This is a genomic window from Guyparkeria hydrothermalis, from assembly GCF_023555385.1.
Taxonomy (GTDB): Bacteria; Pseudomonadota; Gammaproteobacteria; order Halothiobacillales; family Halothiobacillaceae; genus Guyparkeria; species Guyparkeria hydrothermalis_A.
In genome coordinates this window covers 1,059,205-1,079,077 of sequence record NZ_JAJSED010000001.1, presented here as the reverse complement: position 1 = coordinate 1,079,077, position 19,873 = coordinate 1,059,205, and the positions used below count along the sequence as shown (strand labels likewise).

Annotated in this window: 19 protein-coding genes and 1 tRNA gene; 10 read left to right on the top strand and 10 right to left on the bottom strand. The window is 65.3% G+C overall.

The genetic code is table 11. The features are described from left to right. The first annotated feature begins 11 nt into the window (after window positions 1–11). The 3 genes from LV476_RS04990 to LV476_RS04980 all read left to right on the top strand — a co-directional run bounded on the left by LV476_RS04990 (window position 12) and on the right by LV476_RS04980 (window position 2,151). Window positions 12–1,304 carry an OmpP1/FadL family transporter gene (locus tag LV476_RS04990; protein WP_250074031.1) on the top strand — a complete coding sequence of 431 codons (1,293 nt, stop codon included), beginning with the start codon at window positions 12–14 and terminating at the stop codon, window positions 1,302–1,304. Window positions 1,305–1,429: 125 nt separating this feature from the next. Continuing rightward, window positions 1,430–1,666 (top strand): YdcH family protein, encoded by a 237-nt coding sequence (locus LV476_RS04985; protein ID WP_250074029.1) that lies wholly within the window; start codon window positions 1,430–1,432, stop codon window positions 1,664–1,666. Window positions 1,667–1,752: 86 nt separating this feature from the next. Continuing rightward, the gene (locus tag LV476_RS04980) at window positions 1,753–2,151 is read left to right on the top strand and encodes a hypothetical protein (RefSeq protein ID WP_250074026.1); all 399 of its coding nucleotides are present in this window, start codon (window positions 1,753–1,755) and stop codon (window positions 2,149–2,151) included. 9 nt (window positions 2,152–2,160) lie between these two features. On the opposite strand, the gene purN is transcribed toward LV476_RS04980, so the two are convergent. Both purN and purM read right to left on the bottom strand, forming a co-directional pair. Further along, window positions 2,161–2,838, bottom strand: coding sequence for a phosphoribosylglycinamide formyltransferase (purN, locus tag LV476_RS04975; RefSeq protein WP_250074024.1), 678 nt, complete (start codon window positions 2,836–2,838; stop codon window positions 2,161–2,163). Next, a complete protein-coding gene (gene purM / locus LV476_RS04970) occupies window positions 2,838–3,875 on the bottom strand; it encodes a phosphoribosylformylglycinamidine cyclo-ligase (protein WP_250074022.1) in 1,038 nt (345 codons plus the stop codon). Before purM ends, purN begins: the two co-directional genes overlap by 1 nt. Window positions 3,876–3,988: 113 nt before the next feature. On the opposite strand from purM, the gene LV476_RS04965 reads away from it, so the two are divergent. Next, window positions 3,989–4,321 (top strand): DUF2007 domain-containing protein, encoded by a 333-nt coding sequence (locus LV476_RS04965; RefSeq protein WP_250074020.1) that lies wholly within the window; start codon window positions 3,989–3,991, stop codon window positions 4,319–4,321. Window positions 4,322–4,453: 132 nt separating this feature from the next. Beyond that, the gene (locus tag LV476_RS04960) at window positions 4,454–4,786 is read left to right on the top strand and encodes a high-potential iron-sulfur protein (protein ID WP_250074018.1); all 333 of its coding nucleotides are present in this window, start codon (window positions 4,454–4,456) and stop codon (window positions 4,784–4,786) included. A gap of 106 nt (window positions 4,787–4,892) precedes the next feature. On the opposite strand, the gene LV476_RS04955 is transcribed toward LV476_RS04960, so the two are convergent. Beyond that, window positions 4,893–6,608, bottom strand: a complete 1,716-nt coding sequence (locus LV476_RS04955; RefSeq protein WP_250074016.1) for a glutamine--tRNA ligase/YqeY domain fusion protein — start codon at window positions 6,606–6,608, stop codon at window positions 4,893–4,895. Window positions 6,609–6,710: 102 nt separating this feature from the next. Further along, window positions 6,711–7,292, bottom strand: coding sequence for a nitroreductase family protein (locus LV476_RS04950; RefSeq protein ID WP_250074014.1), 582 nt, complete (start codon window positions 7,290–7,292; stop codon window positions 6,711–6,713). 157 nt (window positions 7,293–7,449) lie between these two features. Here LV476_RS04950 and infA point away from each other — a divergent pair, with 157 nt between their 5' ends. Continuing rightward, window positions 7,450–7,668: a translation initiation factor IF-1 gene (gene infA / locus LV476_RS04945; RefSeq protein ID WP_058574334.1), complete on the top strand. Its 219-nt coding sequence runs from the start codon at window positions 7,450–7,452 to the stop codon at window positions 7,666–7,668. 183 nt (window positions 7,669–7,851) lie between these two features. Here the strand turns inward: infA and clpA are convergent, their stop codons facing one another. The 5 genes from clpA to LV476_RS04920 all read right to left on the bottom strand — a co-directional run bounded on the left by clpA (window position 7,852) and on the right by LV476_RS04920 (window position 13,592). Next, on the bottom strand, window positions 7,852–10,140 hold the full coding sequence (gene clpA, locus LV476_RS04940; RefSeq protein ID WP_250074012.1) for an ATP-dependent Clp protease ATP-binding subunit ClpA: 2,289 nt from the start codon (window positions 10,138–10,140) through the stop codon (window positions 7,852–7,854). Window positions 10,141–10,254: 114 nt separating this feature from the next. Then, complete coding sequence (clpS, locus tag LV476_RS04935; protein ID WP_250074010.1) at window positions 10,255–10,623, bottom strand: ATP-dependent Clp protease adapter ClpS; 369 nt, start codon at window positions 10,621–10,623, stop codon at window positions 10,255–10,257. A 32-nt stretch (window positions 10,624–10,655) separates the two neighbouring features. Further along, window positions 10,656–11,714 carry a S49 family peptidase gene (locus tag LV476_RS04930; protein WP_250074008.1) on the bottom strand — a complete coding sequence of 353 codons (1,059 nt, stop codon included), beginning with the start codon at window positions 11,712–11,714 and terminating at the stop codon, window positions 10,656–10,658. A 58-nt stretch (window positions 11,715–11,772) separates the two neighbouring features. Beyond that, the gene (locus LV476_RS04925; RefSeq protein WP_250074005.1) at window positions 11,773–12,492 is read right to left on the bottom strand and encodes an HAD-IA family hydrolase; all 720 of its coding nucleotides are present in this window, start codon (window positions 12,490–12,492) and stop codon (window positions 11,773–11,775) included. Between the two features lie 8 nt (window positions 12,493–12,500). Continuing rightward, window positions 12,501–13,592 carry an RluA family pseudouridine synthase gene (locus tag LV476_RS04920; RefSeq protein ID WP_250074003.1) on the bottom strand — a complete coding sequence of 364 codons (1,092 nt, stop codon included), beginning with the start codon at window positions 13,590–13,592 and terminating at the stop codon, window positions 12,501–12,503. 545 nt (window positions 13,593–14,137) lie between these two features. On the opposite strand from LV476_RS04920, the gene rne reads away from it, so the two are divergent. Further along, a complete protein-coding gene (gene rne / locus LV476_RS04915; RefSeq protein ID WP_250074001.1) occupies window positions 14,138–16,870 on the top strand; it encodes a ribonuclease E in 2,733 nt (910 codons plus the stop codon). A 105-nt stretch (window positions 16,871–16,975) separates the two neighbouring features. On the opposite strand, the gene LV476_RS04910 is transcribed toward rne, so the two are convergent. Further along, window positions 16,976–17,467 (bottom strand): low molecular weight protein-tyrosine-phosphatase, encoded by a 492-nt coding sequence (locus LV476_RS04910; RefSeq protein WP_250073999.1) that lies wholly within the window; start codon window positions 17,465–17,467, stop codon window positions 16,976–16,978. A 234-nt stretch (window positions 17,468–17,701) separates the two neighbouring features. Here LV476_RS04910 and LV476_RS04905 point away from each other — a divergent pair. The 3 genes from LV476_RS04905 to LV476_RS04895 all read left to right on the top strand — a co-directional run bounded on the left by LV476_RS04905 (window position 17,702) and on the right by LV476_RS04895 (window position 19,605). Next, a tRNA-Ala gene (locus LV476_RS04905) sits at window positions 17,702–17,777 on the top strand. A gap of 444 nt (window positions 17,778–18,221) precedes the next feature. Continuing rightward, window positions 18,222–18,746 carry a hypothetical protein gene (locus tag LV476_RS04900; RefSeq protein ID WP_250073998.1) on the top strand — a complete coding sequence of 175 codons (525 nt, stop codon included), beginning with the start codon at window positions 18,222–18,224 and terminating at the stop codon, window positions 18,744–18,746. A gap of 58 nt (window positions 18,747–18,804) precedes the next feature. Beyond that, on the top strand, window positions 18,805–19,605 hold the full coding sequence (locus LV476_RS04895; protein ID WP_250073996.1) for a hypothetical protein: 801 nt from the start codon (window positions 18,805–18,807) through the stop codon (window positions 19,603–19,605). The last annotated feature ends 268 nt before the right edge of the window (window positions 19,606–19,873 follow it).

Here is a 19,873-nt window from a genome sequence, read left to right as displayed (position 1 = left end):
GAGCCCTAACCGTGAAACGCTTCAGCAAGACCACTCTCGCGGCGGCCACGTCGCTGTCGACGGCCATGCTCGCCGGTCAGGCCCATGCGGCCGGCTTCGCGCTGATGGAGAAGGATGCCACCGGCCTCGGCCAGGCCTTCGCCAACCTTGCCACCGGCAATGGCGAGTCCAGCGGCCTGGTCGGCAACCCGGCGGCGATGACCCAGATCGACGGCACCGCCGTCTCGGGTGGCGTGAACTACATCATCCCGTCGTTCGAGTTGCAGCCGGGAGCGACCTCCACGGGCGTTGCCGGCCCCGTTTCCGGCGGTCTCGGCGGTGATGCCGGTGAGTCGGCAGCGATTCCGAACGCATCGATCGTCCATCAGCTCGACGAGAAGACCCGCGTCGGCGTGGCCCTGACCGTGCCCTTCGGTCTGGCCACCGACTACGACGATGGCTGGCTGGGGCGTTACCACGCCCAGGAGAGTCATATCGAGGTGATCGACATCAGCCCGTCGTTCAGCCTCGACATCACGCCCGAGTGGACCGTGGGTGCGTCGTTCAACGTGCAGCGTGCCGAAGCGCGACTGTCCTCGGCGATCAACTCCAGCGCGGCTGCTGGCGGCGCCCCGCTGCCGGATGGCAGCGTGGAGGTCGAGGGTGACGACTGGTCGGTCGGTTACAGCCTCGGCGTGCTGTGGCAGGCGACCGAGGACACCCGCCTGGGCCTGGCCTACCACTCGGGGGTCGAGCACGATCTGACCGGTGATGCCGACTACACCATGCCGGCGCCGCTCAATGCCTCGCCGCTTTTCGCCGACAGCTGGGCCGAGGCCGGCCTTGACCTGCCGGCTACCGCGGCGGCAAGCCTGACGCACGATTTCAGCGACACGCTGACCGGCTCCTTCGGCCTGTTGTGGACCGGCTGGTCGAGCTTCGACGAGTTGCGGGTCGAGCAGAGTTACGGTCGTGAATCGGTCACCACCGAGAATTGGGACGACACCCTGCGTGTCGCCGTCGGCGGCGAGTGGGAGTTCGCCCCGCGCTGGACGCTACGGGCCGGTGCGGCCTACGACCCGACGCCGGTGCCGAACAACGAGTTCCGTACCGCGCGTCTGCCGGACTCCGACCGTACGTGGGCCTCGCTGGGTCTCGGTTACGAGATCAGCAAGCAGTGGTCGGTGGACGTCGGCTATACCCACATCTGGTTCAACGACAACTCCGTCGACAACACCACCGAGTCGCTCCTTCCCAACAACCTGCGTGGCCAGTACCAGGGCAAGGTCGACATTATCGGCGTGCAGCTGAACGCGCACTTCTGATCCCGTCCGGCAAGCCAATTCCCGAGCGATTCTCTCGGGGGACGCCTGTCGGTTTCGGCGCTATGATCTAGGCTGGTACCGGCTGGATGTTCCGGCCAGTCTTCCATCCGCAAACGAGGTAACCGATGCAGGTAGACCATCACGATCTGGCGCACGAATTCCCGGAGTTCAAGGAGCGCATTCACCAGCTCAAGACCGAGGATGCCCATTTCCACAAGCAGTTCGAGCGTTACGACGAACTGACCAAGGAAATCGAGGTGCTCGAGAAACAGGACGAGCCGGTCACCGACGAGCACATGGAAGAGCTCAAGAAGCAGCGCCTGGCGCTGAAGGATGAGCTCTACGCGATGCTCAAGGGCTGATCGGCCGAATCGATGGAAGCACGAAGGGCCCGCCTGATTCAGGTGGGCCCTTTTCTTTTCGGAGCCGCCACTGACGGAGGCGCGTCATGACCATGCTGAAGGCCGGTACGGCCTATTTCCTCTGGGTGTTTGGCGCGGGCTTCGCCTTGGGGGTGCTCAGAGAACTGTGGCTGGCCCCATGGCTGGGTACGCGCGCCGCCGAGTTGGTCGAGATGCCGGTGATGCTGCTGGTGATCGTGCTGGCCGCCCGCTGGGCCGTCGGCCATTTCGCATTGCCCGATCGCCTCGGCGTTCGCCTCGGCGCGGGGATGTTGGCCGTGGGCTGGCTGCTGCTCGCGGAGGTGACGCTGGTGCTCGGCCTGCGCGGGATCAGCCTGGCGGAATACCTTGCGAGTCGCGACCCCGTTGCCGCCACGGCCTACGCCGTCAGCCTGCTGCTGATGGCGGCCATGCCGTGGCTGCTGGGTCGGGCAGGGCGGCGGTAGCCGTCCCGGTCAGGGGCTGGGCGGGGCGATCAGGGCGCCGGAGGCGTCGACCACCGCCGGGCTGGTCTGCTTCTCGGCCTGCTCGAAATCGATCTTGCCCTGCACCAGCCAGTCGATGGCCAGCGGATAGATGCGGTGTTCGATGCCGTGAATGCGCTGCTTGAGCGATTCGACGTCGTCGTTGTCGAAGATCTCGAGGCGCCCCTGCACGATCGGCGGGCCGGCATCGACGGTCGGGGTGACGAAGTGCACGGTCGCGCCGTGCTGGATGTCGCCGGCCTCCAGCGCCCGGGCGTGGGTATTCATGCCCGGGTACTTCGGCAGCAGCGAGGGATGGATGTTGATCAGCTGGCCACGGAAGTGCTCGACGAACCCGTCGGTGAGAATGCGCATGAAGCCGGCCATGATGATCCAGTCCGGCCGTGCCTCGTCGACGGCATCGGCCAGGGCCGCGTCGAAGGCCTCGCGGTCGGCATAGGCCTTGTGGTCGATGAGGCGTCCGGGGATGCCGTGCTTCTCGGCCCGCTCGAGCGCATAGGCACCCGGGCGATTGACCACCAGCAGCGCGATCTCCGCGTCCAGTCGGCCGCTCTCGCAGGCGTCGATGATCGCCTGGAAGTTCGAGCCGTTGCCGGAGGCCAGGACCACCAGCCTCGCCTTCTTTCCGGCTTTGTCTCCCGCCGCCATCAGCGGTAGATCACGGGCTCGCCGTTACCCCGCTCGACGATCTCGCCGATCACCCAGGCCGCTTCGCCGGCCGCCTGCATGGCACTGACTGCCTTGTCGGCCTGATCGGCGGCAACGATCACCACCATGCCCACGCCGTTGTTGAAGGTGCGGCGCATCTCGGCGTCTTCGACGTTGCCCTGTTCGGCCAGCCAGTCGAATACCGTCGGGCGCTCCCAGCTCGACCAGTCGATCGCCGCGGCCAGCTCGTCGGGGAAGACGCGCGGCAGGTTCTCGGTCAGCCCGCCGCCGGTGATGTGGCTCATGGCGTGGATGTTGACCTGTTCGGCCAGCGCGGCCACCGCCTTGGCATAGATGCGGGTCGGGGCGAGCAGCTGTTCCAGCAGTTGCTTGCCCTCGGCGCTGTTCCAGTCCGGCTGGGCGCGCTCGATGATCTTGCGGATCAGCGAGTACCCGTTGGCGTGCGGGCCGGAGGCGGGCAGGGCGACCAGCTTGTCGCCGGCGGCCACCTTCGAGCCGTCGATCAGCTGGTCCTTCTCGACCGCGCCGACGGCGAAGCCGGCCAGGTCGTAGTCGCCGTGCTCGTACATCGACGGCATCTCGGCGGTCTCGCCGCCGATCAGTGCGCAGCCGGCCTGCGAGCAGCCTTCGGCAATGCCTTCGACCACTTGGGCGGCGACCTCGACGTCGAGCTTTCCGGTGGCGTAGTAGTCGAGGAAAAACAGCGGTTCGGCGCCGGTGACCAGGATGTCGTTGACGCACATCGCGACCAGATCGATGCCGATCTGGTCATGCTTGTTCAGGTCGATCGCCAGGCGCAGCTTGGTGCCGACGCCGTCGGTGCCCGAGACCAGGACCGGCTGCTTGAATTTGCTGGTGTCCAGCGCGAACAGGCCGCCGAAACCGCCCAGGCCGCCCATGACCTCGGGGCGTTGGGTGCGCTTGACCGCGGGCTTGATGCGGTCGACGAGGCTGTTGCCGGCATCGATGTCGACGCCCGCGTCGCGGTAGGTCAGGGGGGTGTTTTCCTGGGTCATGGCGGTAGGCTGAATGCTTGGAATGGAATGGCGCGTAGTCTACATCAATCTCGGCCTCCGGCGCCCCCTCGACCGGTGCCGGGAATGCGCGAAGACCAACGACTGGAGCCGACATGAAGACCATCTACCGGGCGACCGACATCCTCGAGGCGCACATCGTTGCCGGCATGCTGAATGCCGAGGGCATCGAGGCTGAGGTTGCCGGTTTCTACCAGCAGGGCGCGGTGGGCGAGCTGGCACCGCAGGACTTCGCCCGGGTGATGCTGGTCGACGAGCGTGACACGGCGCGTGCCGAGCAGGTCATTGCGAGCTACGAGGCGCGCGAACCCGAGCCGGCGCATGACGAGCCGGACGTCGAGGGTGATGGGGGCGCGGCCGGCCGACTTGCCGGCTGGCTGCTTGTCGTGGCCTTGCTGCTGTTCCTGCTGAGCTGGGGCGTGCTCTGAGGGAAAACGCGAACCGTCTGGCGAATGAGAACCGTTGCTAAATGAACAAGTTAGCGTTTTCTAACCTGTTTCCCTTCGCGAATAAAGCGCGCTAGAGTCGAGTGGCAGTCACCACCTCAGGGAGAGGAATACATGAAGGACAAGCAATCTCGCCATACAGACCACGCCCGTCGTCGCTTTGTCGGTGGCGCGCTGGCCTCGGCAGTCATCCCGCTGATGGCAATCGCCCCGGCGCGGGCCGAGGGGTTGGCGGAACTGTCGGAGGACGATCCGATGGCCAAGTCGCTCGACTATCGCCATGACGCGAGCGAGGTGCAGCATGCCTCGTACAAGTCGGGCCAGACCTGCGCGAATTGCGCGCTCTACAAGCCCGACCAGGCAGGCGATGGCTGGGGTGGCTGTGCGATCTTCCGCGGCAAGGCGGTCAAGGGCGCCGGCTGGTGCAGTTCCTACGTGAAGGGGTGAGCACGGCGGCACGGGTCCCCGACCCGACCGCCTCAACGTAAAAAGCCGGCCCGGGGTGATGTGCCCCGGGCCGGCTTTTTTGTGTCGCGAGCATTGCGGGTGCCGCTTACTTTGCCTTGCCCCAGGAGTCGCGCAGGGTCACGGCGCGGTTGAACACCGGTCTGCCGCCCGGGGTGTGGTCTTTCTGGTCGGCGACGAAGTAGCCGTGGCGTTCGAACTGGTAGATCGATTCCGGCTCGGCGTTGGCGGCCCCCGGTTCGAGGTAGGCCGTCAGGGTGTGGATCGAGTCCGGATTGAGATCGTCGAGGAAGTCGCGTTCGACCTCTGGCTCGTCTCCCTCGCGGCGTGCGCCCGGCGCCGGCTCCTTGAACAGTCGGTCGTACTGGCGAACGGTGGTCTCGACCGCGTCGCGTGCCGACAGCCAGTGGAGGTTGCCCTTGACCTTGCGAGCATCCGCGCCCGGCGTGCCGGACTTGGTGTCCGGGTCGTATTCGGCGTAGACGCAGGTGACGTTGCCGTCCTCGTCAAGGTCGTGGCCCACGTGCTTGATGATGAAGCCGTAGCGCAGGCGAACCTCACCGTCGGGCTTGAGGCGGAAGTACTTCTTGGGCGGGTCGAGGGCGAAGTCGCCGCGCTCGATCCACAGCTCGCGCGTCAGCGTGACCTCGCGCTTGCCCCAGTCCGGCTTCTGCGGGTGGTTGGGCGCGTAGCAGATCTCCTCGTGATCGTCGGGGAAGTTGACCAGCACGAGCTTGAGCGGGTCGAGCACGCAGATGCGACGCTCGGCCGACTCGTTGAGCGTCTCGCGCATGCAGTCCTCGAGCACGCCGAAGTCGATCAGGCTGTCGGACTTGGACACCCCGATGCGGTCGGTGAACAGCTTGAAGCCCGCCGGGGTGAAGCCGCGCCGGCGCGCGCCCTTGAGCGTCGGCATGCGCGGGTCGTCCCAGCCGTCGACGTGGCCGCCGTCGACCAACTGGATCAATTTCCGCTTGGACAGCGGCATGTAGGTGAGATTGAGCCGCGAGAACTCGATCTGCTGCGGCAGCGGCCGTTCGAAGAAGCCCTGCTCGGCCAGCTTGTCGACGAACCAGTCGTACAGCGGGCGGTGGTCCTCGAACTCGAGCGTGCACAGCGAGTGGGTGACCCCCTCGATCGCGTCCGACACGCAATGGGCGTAGTCGTACATCGGGTAGATCGGCCAGCTGTCACCGGTGCGGTGGTGATGCGCGTGGCGGATTCGGTAGATGGCCGGGTCGCGCATGTTGAGGTTAGGCGAGGCCATGTCGATCTTCGCCCGCAGGATGTGGGAGCCGTCCTCGAACTCGCCGTGGCGCATGCGAGTGAACAGGTCGAGATTCTCCTCGGCACTGCGGTCGCGGTAGGGGCTGTCCTTGCCCGGTTCGGTCAGCGTGCCGCGGTTGGCGCGCATTTCCTCGGCCGACTGCGAATCGACGTAGGCGAGCCCCGCCTTTACCAGTGCCAGCGCCCCCTGGTAGAGCGTCTCGAAGTAGTCGGAGGCGAAGTGCTCGTGCGCCGGGTCACGGAAGCCCAGCCATTCGATGTCCTCGCGGATCGCATCGACGTAGGCCTGCTCTTCCTTGACCGGGTTAGTGTCGTCGAAGCGCAGGTGGCAGATGCCGTTGTAATCCTGTGCCAGGCCGAAGTTGAGGAAGATGCTCTTGGCATGCCCGAAGTGCAGGAAGCCGTTGGGCTCCGGCGGGAAGCGCGTGGTCACCTTGCCGCCGTAGGTGCCCTTCTCCTGGTCGGCGTCGATGCGGTTGCGGATGAAGTGGCTGATCGGCTCGTTGGATTCGGACATCTTGCTCGATTGGCCTCGATTGGCTCGGTGGATGAGTGTTGAGGCGGGCATTGTACGAAAAATCGGTGCGCCCGCCGTGCTTCCGCGCGGAATAGCCGCCGTTCAGCCGGTCCAGCGCTCGATCTCGGCTCGCCGGCGCCGCTTGCCCCGGGTGGGGGCGCCGTCCTTGATCGTGCCGATATTGATCAGGCCGATCAGCCGCTCGTTCTCGGCCAGCCCGAGCCCCCGCATGACATTGGGATCGTAGACGCGCATGCCGGTCAGCCAGATCGCACCGAAACCGGCCGCCCGCGCTGCCAGCAGCAGTTGGCTCGCGGCGCTGCCTGCGGCGAGCAGTTGCTCGACCTCGGGGATCTTGGCGTGTCCCGACTCCTCGCGGGCGATCGCGGCGACGATCATCGGCGCCCGGTGGGCACGGACGCGCTCGCGTTCGAGAGTCGCCTCGCTGGCCTCGGGGTCCTTGGTCCGCATGGCCTCGACGAACAGCTCGCCGAGCCGTTCCAGGGCCTCGCCGTCGATGACGAGGAACCGCCAGGGATGCAGGCCACCGTGATCCGGCGCACTCTCGGCGGCCTGCAGAATGCGTTGCAGGGTGTCGTCGTCGGGTGCCGGTTCGACCAGACAGGTGGCCGGGGTGGAGTGGCGGTCGATCAGGGCGTCCAGCAGTTCGGGGGCTTGATTCATCGGCTTGCGTTCATATCTCTGGGTCAGGCGGTTTTCGACCGAAATCGCGCCATGGTCGCCGCGGTTGGCCGCCCGATGAACGGAATCGGCCGCTTTCCTTGGCGCAAGCGCGGTTTTGGTCGATAATCACGCACCATTTCAACCCGCTAGAGGATTTATGGCAAAAGAAGATTACATCGAGATGCAGGGCGTGGTGATCGACACCCTGCCGAACACCATGTTCCGGGTCGAGCTGGAAAACGGCCACGTGGTGACCGCCCACATTTCCGGGCGCATGCGCAAGAACTACATCCGCATCCTGACCGGCGACAAGGTCACGGTGCAGCTGACCCCGTACGACCTGACCAAGGGTCGCATCTCCTTCCGCTCCCGCTGATCCCGGCCCGGATGGCCGACTGCCCGTCCGGCTATCACAGCGTTACCGACGGATGACCCCACCCGGCCACGCCCTGCGTGAGCCGGGCAGGCGTGTTTTCGGCCCGGTAGATTCCGCCCGTTGATCCCATGAAAAACGGCGCCCTCGGGCGCCGTTTTTGCATCGCGGTCCGTCGCCTGGCTATCAGGCGGTCGAGGATTCCTCGGTCACCGATTCAGGGGCCGGTGTGGCCGTCAGGGACGGCTCGTCGCCGTCCATGCTGAAGCGTGCCCGGCCGCCGTCGGCCAGGTCGCCGAACAGCATCTGCTCGGCGAGCGGTCGCTTGAGCTTGTCCTGGATCAGGCGGGCCATTGGCCGCGCACCCAGCACCACGTCGTAGCCCTTCTCGCCCAGCCAGTGGCGGACCTCGTCGTCCACCTGCAGGGTAACGTGGTTCGCCTCGAGCTGCTGCTCGAGTTCCAGCAGGAGCTTGTCGACCACGTTGGCGATCTGTCGTGTGCCGAGCGACTGGAACTGGATGATCGCGTCGAGCCGGTTGCGGAACTCCGGCGTGAAGCCGCGTTTGATTGCCTCCATGCCGGACGAGCCGATGTCCTGGGCGACGAAGCCCATGCTGTTCTTCGCCATCTCCTCGGCCCCCATGTTGGAGGTCATGATCAGGATCACGTGGCGGAAGTCGATGTTGCGGCCGTTGGTATCGGTCAGCGAGCCGTTGTCCATCACCTGCAGGAGCACGTTGAACACGTCCGGGTGCGCCTTCTCGATCTCGTCGAGCAGCAGCACGCAGTGAGGGTTCTTGTGCACCTTCTCGGTCAGCAGGCCGCCCTCGTCGAAGCCTACGTAGCCCGGCGGGGCACCGATCAGCCGCGAGACGCTGTGGCGCTCCATGTACTCGGACATGTCGAAGCGCACCAGCTCGATGCCGAGCAGGCGGGCGAGTTGCTTGGAGACCTCGGTCTTGCCCACGCCGGTCGGGCCGGCAAACAGGTACGAGCCGATCGGCTTGTTGTCCGGGCGCAGGCCCGAGCGGGCGAGGCGGATCGCGGTGGTGATCTGGCCGATCGCCTCGTCCTGGCCGAACACCACCATCTTGAGATTGCGGTCGAGGTTTCTGAGTACCTCGCGGTCCGAGGTGGAGACGCTGCGCTCGGGGATGCGCGCCATCCGCGCGACCACGCGCTCGATGTCGCCGGCGGTGATGTGGTTGTCCTCGGGGCGCGGGTGCAGCAGGCGGTGCTGGGCACCGACTTCGTCGATCACGTCGATTGCCTTGTCCGGCAGATGGCGATCGTTGATGTGGCGGGTGGAGAGCTTCACAGCCGCCTCGATTGCCTCGTCGGTGTAGACGACATGGTGATGCTTCTCGTAGCCGTCGCGCAGGCCACGGATGATGTCGATCGTTTCGTCCTCGGTGGGTTCGGGGACGTCGATCTTCTGGAAGCGGCGGGTCAGCGCGGCATCCTTTTCGAAGATGCTGCGGTACTCCTGGTGCGTGGTCGAGCCGATGCAGCGCAGCTCGCCCGAGGCGAGCGCCGGCTTGATCAGGTTCGAAGCATCCATCGACCCGCCGGAGGCCGAGCCGGCCCCGATGAGGGTGTGGATCTCGTCGATGAACAGGATCGCGTCGGGGACCGATCGCACCTTCTTCAGCACGATTTTCAGGCGCTTCTCGAAGTCGCCGCGGTACTTGGTGCCCGCGACCAGTGCGCCAAGGTCCAGCGCGTAGATGGTGGCTTCGCCGAGTGCCTCGGGAACCTCGCCGTCGACGATCTTGCGAGCCAGCCCCTCGGCGATCGCGGTCTTGCCGACACCGGCTTCGCCGACCAGCAGCGGGTTGTTCTTGCGCCGGCGGGAGAGGACCTGCTGGACGCGTTCGAGTTCGGCGGCACGGCCGATCAGCGGGTCGATCTTGCCCTCGGCGGCCTGCTTGTTCAGGTTGATGGCGAAGTTCTCGAACGCATTCTCGTCGGTCGGCTGTTCCTCGGCCGCCTCGATGTCCGCCTCGTGGCTGGTCGGCTCCTCGTCGTCGATGCCGTCTTCCTCGGCCTCCGGGCCGTGGGAGATGAAGTTGATGACGTCGAGCCGAGTCACGCCTGCCTTGTGGAGGAGGTGGACGGCATGCGCGTCCTGTTCGCCGAAAATCGCGGCGAGCACGTGGGCGCCGGAGACCTCGCTGCGCTGGGCGGCCTGGACCTGCATCACGGCGCGCTGGAGCACCCGCTGGAAACCCAGTGTCGGCTGGGTCTCGCGCGGGTCGTTCTCCGGAATGCGTGGCGTGGTACGGCGGATGTGCGCCTCGAGGTCCATGGCGAGCTGCGAGATGTTCGCGTTGCAGCCCTCCAACACCATGCGCGCGTCGGGGTCTTCGAGGAGCGTGTGCAACAAGCTCTCGAGGGTGACGAATTCGTAGTTCTGGCGCCGGGCGCGATCGAACACGCGGCTCAGGGTGGTTTCGAGGGATTTGCTCAGCACCGATCCTCTCCTCCGGTCAGTCTGCGTTGGCCCGGTCCCGGCTGGCTGCCGAGCCGTTGCCTGTCTCCCGATGATACGCCGGATTGCGGCGTTGCCAACGGGGCGAGGAATTTTCTATTCGGCGCGTTCCATCACGCACATCAGCGGGTACTCGTGTTCCCGAGCGATCTGATTGACCTGGCTGACGCGGGTCTCGGCGATTTCGCGGGTGAATTCGCCGCAGACGCCGCGTCCCTGGTGGTGTACTTCCAGCATGACGACATTGGCCTGGTCGAAGGTCATGCCGAACAGCTGCATCAGGACCTGTACAACGAAATCCATGGGGGTGAAATCGTCGTTCAACAAGAGCACCCGGTACATCGGGGGCTCGTCGCTGATCGCCTGTTCCGAGACTTCCTCGGTCTCGAGCGGCCGATGCGTGGTGTGCGGCCCGGCAGTGATGCACCCGCCGGGCACGTGACGGGTTTCGTGTGTCTCGATCATGCCCACAGTCTAACCCGATGTGGGTCGGTCGCTCAGGGGAGCATCATGGGCGTCGACGGCTCGCGGGTCACGCCGGTCAGCGAGTTGCCGAACTCGTTGGCGGTGGTGGTCAGCAACTGCTCGAGGCGACTGCGACGCGGCGTGAAGTCGACCTGTTCCTCGACCCCGATTCGGTCGCGGACCACGCCGCGAACGCTGTCCATGCCGTCGACCAGACCCTTTTCAACCGCCGTCTCGCCGGTATAGAACAGGCCGGAGAAGATCGCCTCGTCATCGGCGAGCCGGTTGCCTCGGCCGGTCTTCACCGCCTCGATGAACTGGGCATGGATCTCCGCCAGCACGCCTTCGAGATAGGCGGTCTCTTCCGGGTCGACCGGGCTGAAGGGATCGGCGATGGCCTTGTTCTCGCCGGCGGTGAGGAGGCGGCGCTCGATGCCGAGTTTCTCCATCGCGTCGACGAAACCGAAGCTGTCCATCCGCACGCCGATCGAGCCGACGATCGAGGAGGGATTGGCGTAGATCTCGTCTGCCGCGGCGGCAATGAAGTAGCCACCGGAGGCCGCCATGTCTTCGGCCACGGCGTAGACCGGCTTGTCCGGATATTCGTCCTTCAGGTCGAGGATCGCGTTGAAGATGGCGCTCGATTGCACCGGGCTGCCACCCGGCGTGTTCATTCGCAGCACGATGCCCTTGATGTTCTCCTGCTCGAAGGCCTTCTCCAGTTGCGGGATCACGCGCCGGGCCTCGGTGGGCTCGCCGGTGGCGATCAGGCCGGTGATGTCGATCACGGCGGCCGCCGGCTTGCCCAGCCCCGGCGCGTTGCGGTCACCGGCCGTGAACAGCAGGGTGAACAGCGTCAGAGACCACACGACCAGCGCCACCGTCACCAGGCGGAAGAACACCTTCCAGCGACGGGCGCGACGCTGTTCGATCAGCCCGTACCGTGCCATGTCCAGCAGGGCATCTCGCGCCCAGCCCGGCTCGGCCTCCTCACGGCGCGAGCGATCGTCCACGGACGGTTCACGCGGGCCGTGGCCCGGCTCGTGGGGCGGTTCGATGCGGACGTCGTCGGGCGGGGTGTTTTGGCTCATGGTGGTCTCGGTCCGTGTTGGGTCTCCGGGTGCCGCGTCACGTTCAGGGAACGGGCTGTCAGACGGCTGGGCGCTTGCTTGGTTCCGCAGGGCGCCACTCGCCGTCATGCAGCTGAGCGAGTCGTTCGATCAGCCAGTCCGGTCGAGCGGCGGCCAGTCGTTCGCGCGGGTGGGCCCCATGCGTGATGCCGATCGCGTGCGTCCCAGCGTTGCGTCCCATCAACAGGTCAAAGTCGGTGTCGCCCACCATCCAGGTCTCGTTCGGGAGACTGCCGGTGTAGTCGAGGATACCCTCGAGCATCGCCGGATGCGGCTTGGAGCGCGTTTCCTCGGCGGTGAGCGTGTGATGAAAGTAGTCGGCCGTCCCGGTCTGCGCAAGGGCGCGGTCCAGTCCGCGGCGCGACTTGCCGGTCGCCACGGCCAGCATGCAGCCGGTCTCGCCCAGTGCCTTGAGCAGGGTCTCGGCTTCGGGGTACAGCGCGACCGGCTCCTCGTTGGCGAAGTAGCAGCGGTGGTAGGCCTGGGCGAGGGCCTCGCGGAAGTCGTCCTTCTCGTCGGGGAACAGCTCGGCGATGGCATTGGCCAGCGACAGGCCGATGATGCCGCGGATCGACTCGTCCGGCAGTGGCGGATGATCGACCGAGGCGAGCGCCTGCTGAAAAGCGGTCACGATGCGGCCGGTGGAGTCGGCCAGGGTGCCGTCCCAGTCGAACACCACCAGACGGGGAATGGTGCGCAGATGGTTAGGGCGGATGAGAAGGTCGCTGAAATCAGTCATGAACGCGGTTATCGGGGCGGGTGGCCGGTTTTCAAGGTCTTGCCGGCGGCCTTTACGGTTAGGCCGGCCTGGTCGAGCAGGGGCTGCCAGCTCTCGGGTGGCATGCTGGTGATCGTCAATCGCCCGCCATGCGTCGGGTGCGGGAGTGTGAGCCGGTAGGCATGCAGCATCAGGCCCGGGCGCCGCCGGGCCAGCGGTCGATCGAGGCCACGGTCGCCGTACTTCGCGTCGCCGACGATGGGGTGGCCAGCATGGCGACAGTGCACGCGGATCTGGTGGGTGCGCCCGGTGTGCAGTGTTGCGGCCATCAGGCTGACGGCCGGACCGCGATGGCTGCTGCCCAGACGCTCGAAGTCCGTGCGGGCGGCCTTGCCGTGACGCGGGTCCACTACGACCTGGTGGGCGCGACCCTCGCCCTGCTCCTTGCGCAACGGCGCGGTGATGCTCTGGCGCGTGTCGCGCCAGTGGCCGTGGCAGAGCACCAGGTAGCGCTTTTTCGCCGCGCCTTCCGGGCGGAACTGTTGCTGGAGTTCGAGCAGCGTCTCGCGCGACTTGGCGACCACGATCAGGCCGCTGGTCTCGCGGTCGATACGGTGGACCAGCTCGAGCATGGCCGCATCAGGGCGGGCGGCACGCAGCAATTCGATCAGGCCGAAGTCGTAGCCGCTGCCGGCGTGCGCGGCCAGTCCGGCGGGCTTGTCGACCACCAGCAGGGCCTCGTCCTCGTGACGGATCAGGCTCTCGGCGCGCTCGAGCCAGCCGGCGGGAATGCGGGCATCGCGGCGGTCGGCCTTCGGGTCGCCGCGCAGATCACGCACTGGCGGAATGCGGACCACGTCGCCGTTGCGCAATCGCTGCATCGGCTTGGCGCGCTTCTTGTTCACTCGCACCTGGCCCTTGCGGATCAGGCGGTAGACGAGGGCGCGCGGTTGCTTGTCGTGCTGGGCACCCAGCTCGCGCAGCAGGAAGTTGTCGAGACGTTGGCCGTCGCTGCGGGCGTCGACCGTTTCCAGCCGCACCCGGGGGCGGTCCGCGGGGCGGTCGCCGGGCGATTGTTCCTGAGGGGAATGCTGGGAGACGTGGTGTTTGTCGACAGTCATCTGATGGCTAGCTGGCGGCGGTGATGGGGTGCCGTCGAGACAACGCCCGGCGGCCGGTGGGCGACGGGTCGATTGGCGGCGGTGGGCCGGTGGGGATGTGATAGTATCAGCGCACTGTGGCAAAAGTCAGGTAGTGCGGCAGGTGCCCACTACCCACGGCAGCCAGCGAGTGCCCGGGTATTTCGACCGTCGGCGTTGCGCGCCAGACCTTCCCGTTTGCCCCGAGTGACCCGGCCGGCCAACCCGGCACGGGGCTCGATCGGCATGACCAGCCTCGGGCTGCCGCTTGCTCACAGTTGCAAGAAACGATCATTGGTTATCACGTCCTGAATTCATGCGCCTAGCCTGGTTTCTTTCCCTGCCGCTTCCCGTCCTGTGCCGCCTGATGGCGGCCGGGCAGGAGCTGTCGTGCCCGCGGTCACAGTCGACCATGCGGTGCACGGTGCCGGGCAGCGCGCGTCAGGACGTTCCCCTGAAGTCAAGTCACCTGTCGCGCATGGCCCGTTGCCTGACGCGATCGGTGCAGAAACGTCGAGAATTTTTCCATGAAACGAATGCTGATCAACGCAACGCACTCCGAGGAGATCCGCGTTGCGCTAGTAGACGGGCAACGCCTCTATGACATCGACATAGAGACCCCGTCCCGGGAGCAAAAGAAGGCCAACGTCTACAAGGCCACCATCACGCGCATCGAGCCGAGCCTCGAGGCCGTCTTCGTCAACTACGGTGCTAATCGCCACGGGTTCCTGCCCTTCAAGGAGATCTCGCCCGAGTACTTCGACCCCAAGGCGGTCGATGACAAGGGGCGTCCGATCATCAAGGACGCGCTCAAGGAAGGTCAGGAGCTGATCGTCCAGGTCGAGAAGGAAGAGCGTGGCAACAAGGGTGCCGCCCTGACCACGCTGATCAGCCTGGCTGGTCGCTACCTGGTGGTCATGCCCAACAACCCCAAGGCCGGCGGCGTATCGCGTCGCATCGAGGGCGACGACCGCGCCGAGATCAAGGCGGCGCTGGCACAGCTGAACGTGCCGGCGGGCATGGGCCTGATCGTGCGCACCGCCGGTGTCGGTCGTGACGTCGAGGAACTGCAGTGGGACCTGGACTACCTGGTGCAGGTATGGACCGCCATCCGCGAGGCGGCCGAGAGCCGCCAGGCACCGTTCCTGATCTACCAGGAAAGCAACCTCATCATCCGGGCGCTGCGCGACTACATGCGCAACGACATCGGCGAGATCCTCATCGACGAGCCGGGCATCTACCAGCAGGCGATGGATTTCGTCCAGATGGTCACGCCCAAGGTCGCCGAGAAGATCAAGCTCTACGACGACCCGACCCCGCTGTTCTCCCGCTACCAGATCGAGGCGCAGATCGAGTCGGCCTACCAGCGCAACGTCACGCTGCCCTCGGGCGGCGAACTGGTGTTCGACGTCGCCGAGGCGATGACCGCGGTCGACATCAACTCCGGGCGCAACACCAAGGGCCAGGACATCGAGGACACCGCGTTCAACACCAACCTGGAGGCGGCCGAGGAGATCGCGCGCCAGCTGCGCCTGCGCGACCTGGGCGGGCTGATCGTGATCGATTTCATCGACATGAACTCGTCCAAGCACCAGCGTGACGTCGAGAACCGCCTGCGCGATTCGCTCAAGTACGACCGCGCCCGCGTGCAGACCAGCCGCATCTCGCGCTTCGGCCTGCTGGAGATGTCGCGTCAGCGCCTGCGGGCCTCGCTGGAGGAATCCAGCCAGCACATGTGCCCGCGCTGCAACGGCCAGGGCGTGATCCGCTCGGTCGAGTCGCTGTCGCTCGCGATCCTGCGCCTGCTCGTCGACGAGGCGATGAAGGACAACACCGGGCGGGTCGTTGCCCAGGTGCCGATCGATGTCGCTACCTATCTCCTCAACGAGAAGCGTGACCAGATCAACGAAATCGAGCAGGCGAACAACGTCGATCTGCTGCTGATCCCGAACATCAATCTCGAGACCCCGCACTACGAGATCGAACGCGTCCGCGCCGACGACACCGAGGCGAAGGGTCGCGACGTCCAGCAGCTGATCGAGCCGCTCAGTGTCGAGACGCCGACGCCAGAGCCGCGTCATCGCAAGACCGAGAAGGCGGCGGTGCAGACCATCCCGCGCCCGGCTCAGCCGGCACCGGAGAAGCCGGCTCAGCCGGCGGCGCCCGAGAAGAAGGCGGCAGCGGCCCCCGAGCAGGCACCGACCAAGCCGGCGGCCAATGGCGCCATGTCCCTGCTGCGTCGCGTGGTGACCCAGCTGTTCGGCGCCCCGGCCGAGGAAGAGGCCGAGAAGGCCGCTGGCGGCAAGGGCAAGTCGACCAAGCAGGAAGCCGAGAAGGTCAAGGGCAAGGGCCGAAAGGGCGGCGAGAGCAAGGAAACCGCCCGTGGCGACCAGCAGGACAAGGACGCCGGCCAGGGCAAGGGCAAGGGCAAAGGCAAGTCCGGTGGCCGTCGTCGCCGTGGTCGCGGCCGTCGTGGCGGTGGCCAGCAGGGCGCCGGTCAGAAGCCCGAGCAGAAGGTCGAGCAGCCCGAGTCCGGCAAGGCAGAGGGCAAGCCCAAGCCCGAATCCGGTGGTCGCAAGGCCGGCGGCGAGGGTGAAGGTCCGTCCGGCAAGGGCGGCCAGGGTGGTTCCGGCGGCAAGGGGCGCGGTCGTGGCGATCGCGGTCCCAAGAGCGAGCCGCGCACTCCACCCCCGCTGGGCGAGCGCGAGCGCAAGATGGTCGAGCAGCAGCTCGCTGCTCCGGTCAGTGACGGCCCGAGCCTGCCGCTGGACATGTCCAAGAAGAAGGGCGTTGCCGAAGACCTGCCGCCGAATGCCTCGGTGCGCCTCGAGAGCAGTGATCGCTTGGTAAAGGCCGCCGACGCCAAGACGGCGAAGAAGGCCGCGGCGCCCAAGACCGAGCCGAGTGCCGCTGCCGCCACGTCAGAGGACAAGGCCGAAAACCGTGAGCCGGCGCAGCCGGCCCGGACCGAGGCCGCTGCCGAACCAACCGCCCGCGGGGAGAAGCCGGTCGACGCCAAGGCCGAGTCCGGTGCCGAGCAGAACGTGGCGCCGGCCGAGTCGGGTTCGAAGACTCAGGGCGAGCCCGCTGCTGCAGTCGAGCCCCCGGTCGAGAAGAAGCCCGAGCCCGCTCAGGCCGAATCGACGCAAGAGTCGGCCGCGGAATCCGGTGCGGCGCCGAGCGAACCGGCTGCGGTAACGGAAACCACGAGTGAGGAAGTCGGCAACGAACAGGGTGACGAGGACAAGCGCGAGCGCTGATCCGAATGACGTGTCCGGGGCAATGCCCCTTGGGCACGCCCTGTCCCAACGCAAAACGCCCCGCATCGAGCGGGGCATTTTTTTATGACGCGTGGGTCGAGAGGTTCAGCTTAGGTGTCGGCGCCGGATGTCCTCGAGCAGGTTGCCGGCAGCCGCTTCGATCATGTCGAGCACCTGCTCGAAGCCGTTGGTGCCGCCGTAGTACGGATCCGGCACTTCCTCGAGCCCGTAGTCCGGCGCGTAGCTCATGAACAGATGCGGCTTGTCGCGCAGGGCCTCGTCCGCCAGTGACCGCAGGATCTCCAGGTTTGCGAGATCCATGGCGAGCACGTAGTCGTACTCGGCGATGTCCTCGGCACGGACCTGCCGGGCCGTGAGGTGGTCCATGTGGTACTGGCGGGACATGGCCGCACGCATGGCGCGCTCGTCGGGCGGGTTGCCGACGTGATAGGCGTGGGTGCCAGCCGAGTCGATCCGGATGCGGTCGGCCAGCTGGGCCTGTTCGACCAGACGTTCGAACACGGCATGGGCAGTGGGCGAACGGCAGATGTTGCCCATGCAGACGAACAGGACGCTCGGGGCATTCGGTTGCGTCATGTGATACCTCGTCGTTTGCGAAGGATGGGGTGGCCAGCCGGGAAGGCCGACCGAACGGTTGGCGGTAATGTAACCAAAATCCCGGAAGGTTGCTCGGATTGGTCGGGATTGCAGGCGGGACCGAGCGGTATGACGACGAGGAATCAGGGGCTTGTCGTGATCGACGAAAATCCCCGTGACAGGGTGTTGACAGCCTCCGCCGTGCCGGTACAATGCGCGCATTCCTCGAGACGAGGGGCCATAGCTCAGCTGGGAGAGCGCCTGCATGGCATGCAGGAGGTCGGCGGTTCGATCCCGCCTGGCTCCACCACACAGAAAGGGAAATCAGTCACTTAGAGCTGGTTTCCCGATAAAACTACCCAAAAACCTACCAATCCTAAAACGGTAGGCTTTTCGGGCCCGGAAAGGCCGCATCCAGACTGGGTGCGGCCTTTTTCGTGTGCAAGGATTCATCGTTCTGCTCCGCTGGTCAACCTGGTCGTTTCCCCCGCCCAACCCTGAACTTCCTGTGATCGCCCCGCTGCATCGTCCCTGACAGGCGGCAGCCTCCTGCTCGTGCCCTTGCGCCTCTACCTCTCTACTACACATCCCCGGAGGAAGGCTCTGTGGGCCTCCTGGGTGGCAGCGTTGCCTTGTTGGTTGGTCGATGCCGGGCTGAGACGTGAAGGGTGCGTTAAAGCGTGGTCCAAAAAATAGCGGATCCATCTCCTCGTGTGAGTCTGGTCTTGTGTCAACCAGAAAGGAGATGTCTCCGATGATGAATGAAGAGCTGAACACCCTGACCGTCGATGACGTGAACACCGTGCTCCGGAACCACGCTCTGCCCACCTTCACGCCGGGAAGTTTTGATGTGGCACTTGCGCGGGTCGGGGCGAGAGCGATCCGAGACGGTCTTTTCGATCTCGAGCGAAATGCGAGAGCTGTGCACTTCTTTTGGTACAGCCTGATTCGCGACTGCGTGGGAATAGCCGCGCGAGCCGGCTCGGGATCTAACCGGGAAGGCGTAATGGAGAGTGGTGCCCGGACGAGTCGAGATCGTGAGACAGCTTGCCGGCGGGCCAAAGCGATCGAGGCCGTGTCCAACGGTGTTAACCCCGTGGTCAGGCATCACGGTAGGACAGTGTCGCCTATCCACGGCGGCGGCCAACATTCTCGCGACGTGGTATTCGCTTGCCGTATGGAACTGCGCCCCATGTTGGTAAACGGCGTCCCCGTTTCCTGTGCGAACAAGGAGCCCGAGGCGTTGGTAATGGAGGGCTTGCTTCGAGTTGCGAGTTGAGGGCTTCGCGGACATACCCGGGAGTTGTCGAACAGCCGCATTTTGGAGGGTGTAGGTGATGCAAACGATGCAACTGGAAACCGTGAATCGACTGCTGGCCGAGTCGAGACTGCCGCGCTTTACGCGGCAGGGGTTTGAGTCGGCAATCAAGACCCGTGGTCCAGGGCAGGTAATGCGAGCCGTCCAGGACCTGAGGGAGAAGCGGAAAGGTGTCGATGTCTTTCTTCGCAATCTAGTTCGGGAACACGGTGCTGAATCGTCATCGGAGCCTGAATCGGATCTTCGGCAGCGCCCGAGCGTGAAAGATCGCGGTCGTGATGCCGGCGACCAAGGACCGAAGCTCACAACGCAGCCAAGTGAGATGGTTCCCAAAAAACGGAGCGTGGGTCGAACTGCCGATCAGGTAAAGGTTTATGGCTCGAAAGCTGCCTTTTGCTTTGAGCCTGACCAGACGCGGGCCGGGTATCACACGGTTGCTATCGAGGCTGCACCTGCCAAGCAAGGCCCAAACCGTGAATACGATTGGAGCCACAAGGCCCGGATCCAGGTAACCAGGCAGGAATTACCCATGGTTGCCGCCGTGTTTCTCGGGCTGATCTCGCAGATCGAATACAAGAATCACGGCCCACGAAACAACAAGGGATTTTCCTTCCAGGATCAGGGGGGCAACATGTTCGGCCGCTTGTTCAGCCCGGAAGGGGTCAAGGCGATACCGATCTCGCCTGAAGATGCCTTCGAGGTTTCCAACCTCGTGCTCGCCCAGCTGGCGAAGAATCACCCGGGCGTATCGCCGGTCGATCTGATGGTCTCATTGGGCCCGATGGTGGCACGAAAGGCCGCAAGCCAGAATGGCCGATAACTACGAAACCAATTCCATGTCGCAGTAAATTATTCACGCCATCATGGCGTTCGCTCGAAAAAAGCTGCTCTATCCATCATGACCCCATGATGCCGTAACTAATTTACGGCATCATGGATTTGGTTTCCCCACCTAAGTATCTGATTTGCATAGGGTGATAGGGCGGCGCGGCGCTGCCGTCCCCGCACGCCGCCTTAATTTTCTGCAACATGGAACCATGTTCAGTATAATTAAGATGGCTGCATCATGGAGTGATGTTGTGATCCCG

What these genes read in the sequence shown, in the direction of transcription:
- LV476_RS04895 (WP_250073996.1), top strand. Translation starts at nt 18,805, where the DNA reads ATGCAAACGATGCAACTGGAAACCGTGAATCGACTGCTGGCCGAGTCG.
- purM (WP_250074022.1), bottom strand. Translation starts at nt 3,875, where the DNA reads ATGACCCAGGAAAACACCCCCCTGACCTACCGCGACGCGGGCGTCGAC.
- LV476_RS04920 (WP_250074003.1), bottom strand. Translation starts at nt 13,592, where the DNA reads ATGACTGTCGACAAACACCACGTCTCCCAGCATTCCCCTCAGGAACAA.
- rne (WP_250074001.1), top strand. Translation starts at nt 14,138, where the DNA reads ATGAAACGAATGCTGATCAACGCAACGCACTCCGAGGAGATCCGCGTT.
- LV476_RS04980 (WP_250074026.1), top strand. Translation starts at nt 1,753, where the DNA reads ATGACCATGCTGAAGGCCGGTACGGCCTATTTCCTCTGGGTGTTTGGC.
- LV476_RS04965 (WP_250074020.1), top strand. Translation starts at nt 3,989, where the DNA reads ATGAAGACCATCTACCGGGCGACCGACATCCTCGAGGCGCACATCGTT.
- LV476_RS04930 (WP_250074008.1), bottom strand. Translation starts at nt 11,714, where the DNA reads ATGAGCCAAAACACCCCGCCCGACGACGTCCGCATCGAACCGCCCCAC.
- LV476_RS04985 (WP_250074029.1), top strand. Translation starts at nt 1,430, where the DNA reads ATGCAGGTAGACCATCACGATCTGGCGCACGAATTCCCGGAGTTCAAG.
- LV476_RS04960 (WP_250074018.1), top strand. Translation starts at nt 4,454, where the DNA reads ATGAAGGACAAGCAATCTCGCCATACAGACCACGCCCGTCGTCGCTTT.
- LV476_RS04900 (WP_250073998.1), top strand. Translation starts at nt 18,222, where the DNA reads ATGATGAATGAAGAGCTGAACACCCTGACCGTCGATGACGTGAACACC.
- LV476_RS04950 (WP_250074014.1), bottom strand. Translation starts at nt 7,292, where the DNA reads ATGAATCAAGCCCCCGAACTGCTGGACGCCCTGATCGACCGCCACTCC.
- infA (WP_058574334.1), top strand. Translation starts at nt 7,450, where the DNA reads ATGGCAAAAGAAGATTACATCGAGATGCAGGGCGTGGTGATCGACACC.
- clpS (WP_250074010.1), bottom strand. Translation starts at nt 10,623, where the DNA reads ATGATCGAGACACACGAAACCCGTCACGTGCCCGGCGGGTGCATCACT.
- LV476_RS04910 (WP_250073999.1), bottom strand. Translation starts at nt 17,467, where the DNA reads ATGACGCAACCGAATGCCCCGAGCGTCCTGTTCGTCTGCATGGGCAAC.
- purN (WP_250074024.1), bottom strand. Translation starts at nt 2,838, where the DNA reads ATGGCGGCGGGAGACAAAGCCGGAAAGAAGGCGAGGCTGGTGGTCCTG.
- LV476_RS04955 (WP_250074016.1), bottom strand. Translation starts at nt 6,608, where the DNA reads ATGTCCGAATCCAACGAGCCGATCAGCCACTTCATCCGCAACCGCATC.
- LV476_RS04925 (WP_250074005.1), bottom strand. Translation starts at nt 12,492, where the DNA reads ATGACTGATTTCAGCGACCTTCTCATCCGCCCTAACCATCTGCGCACC.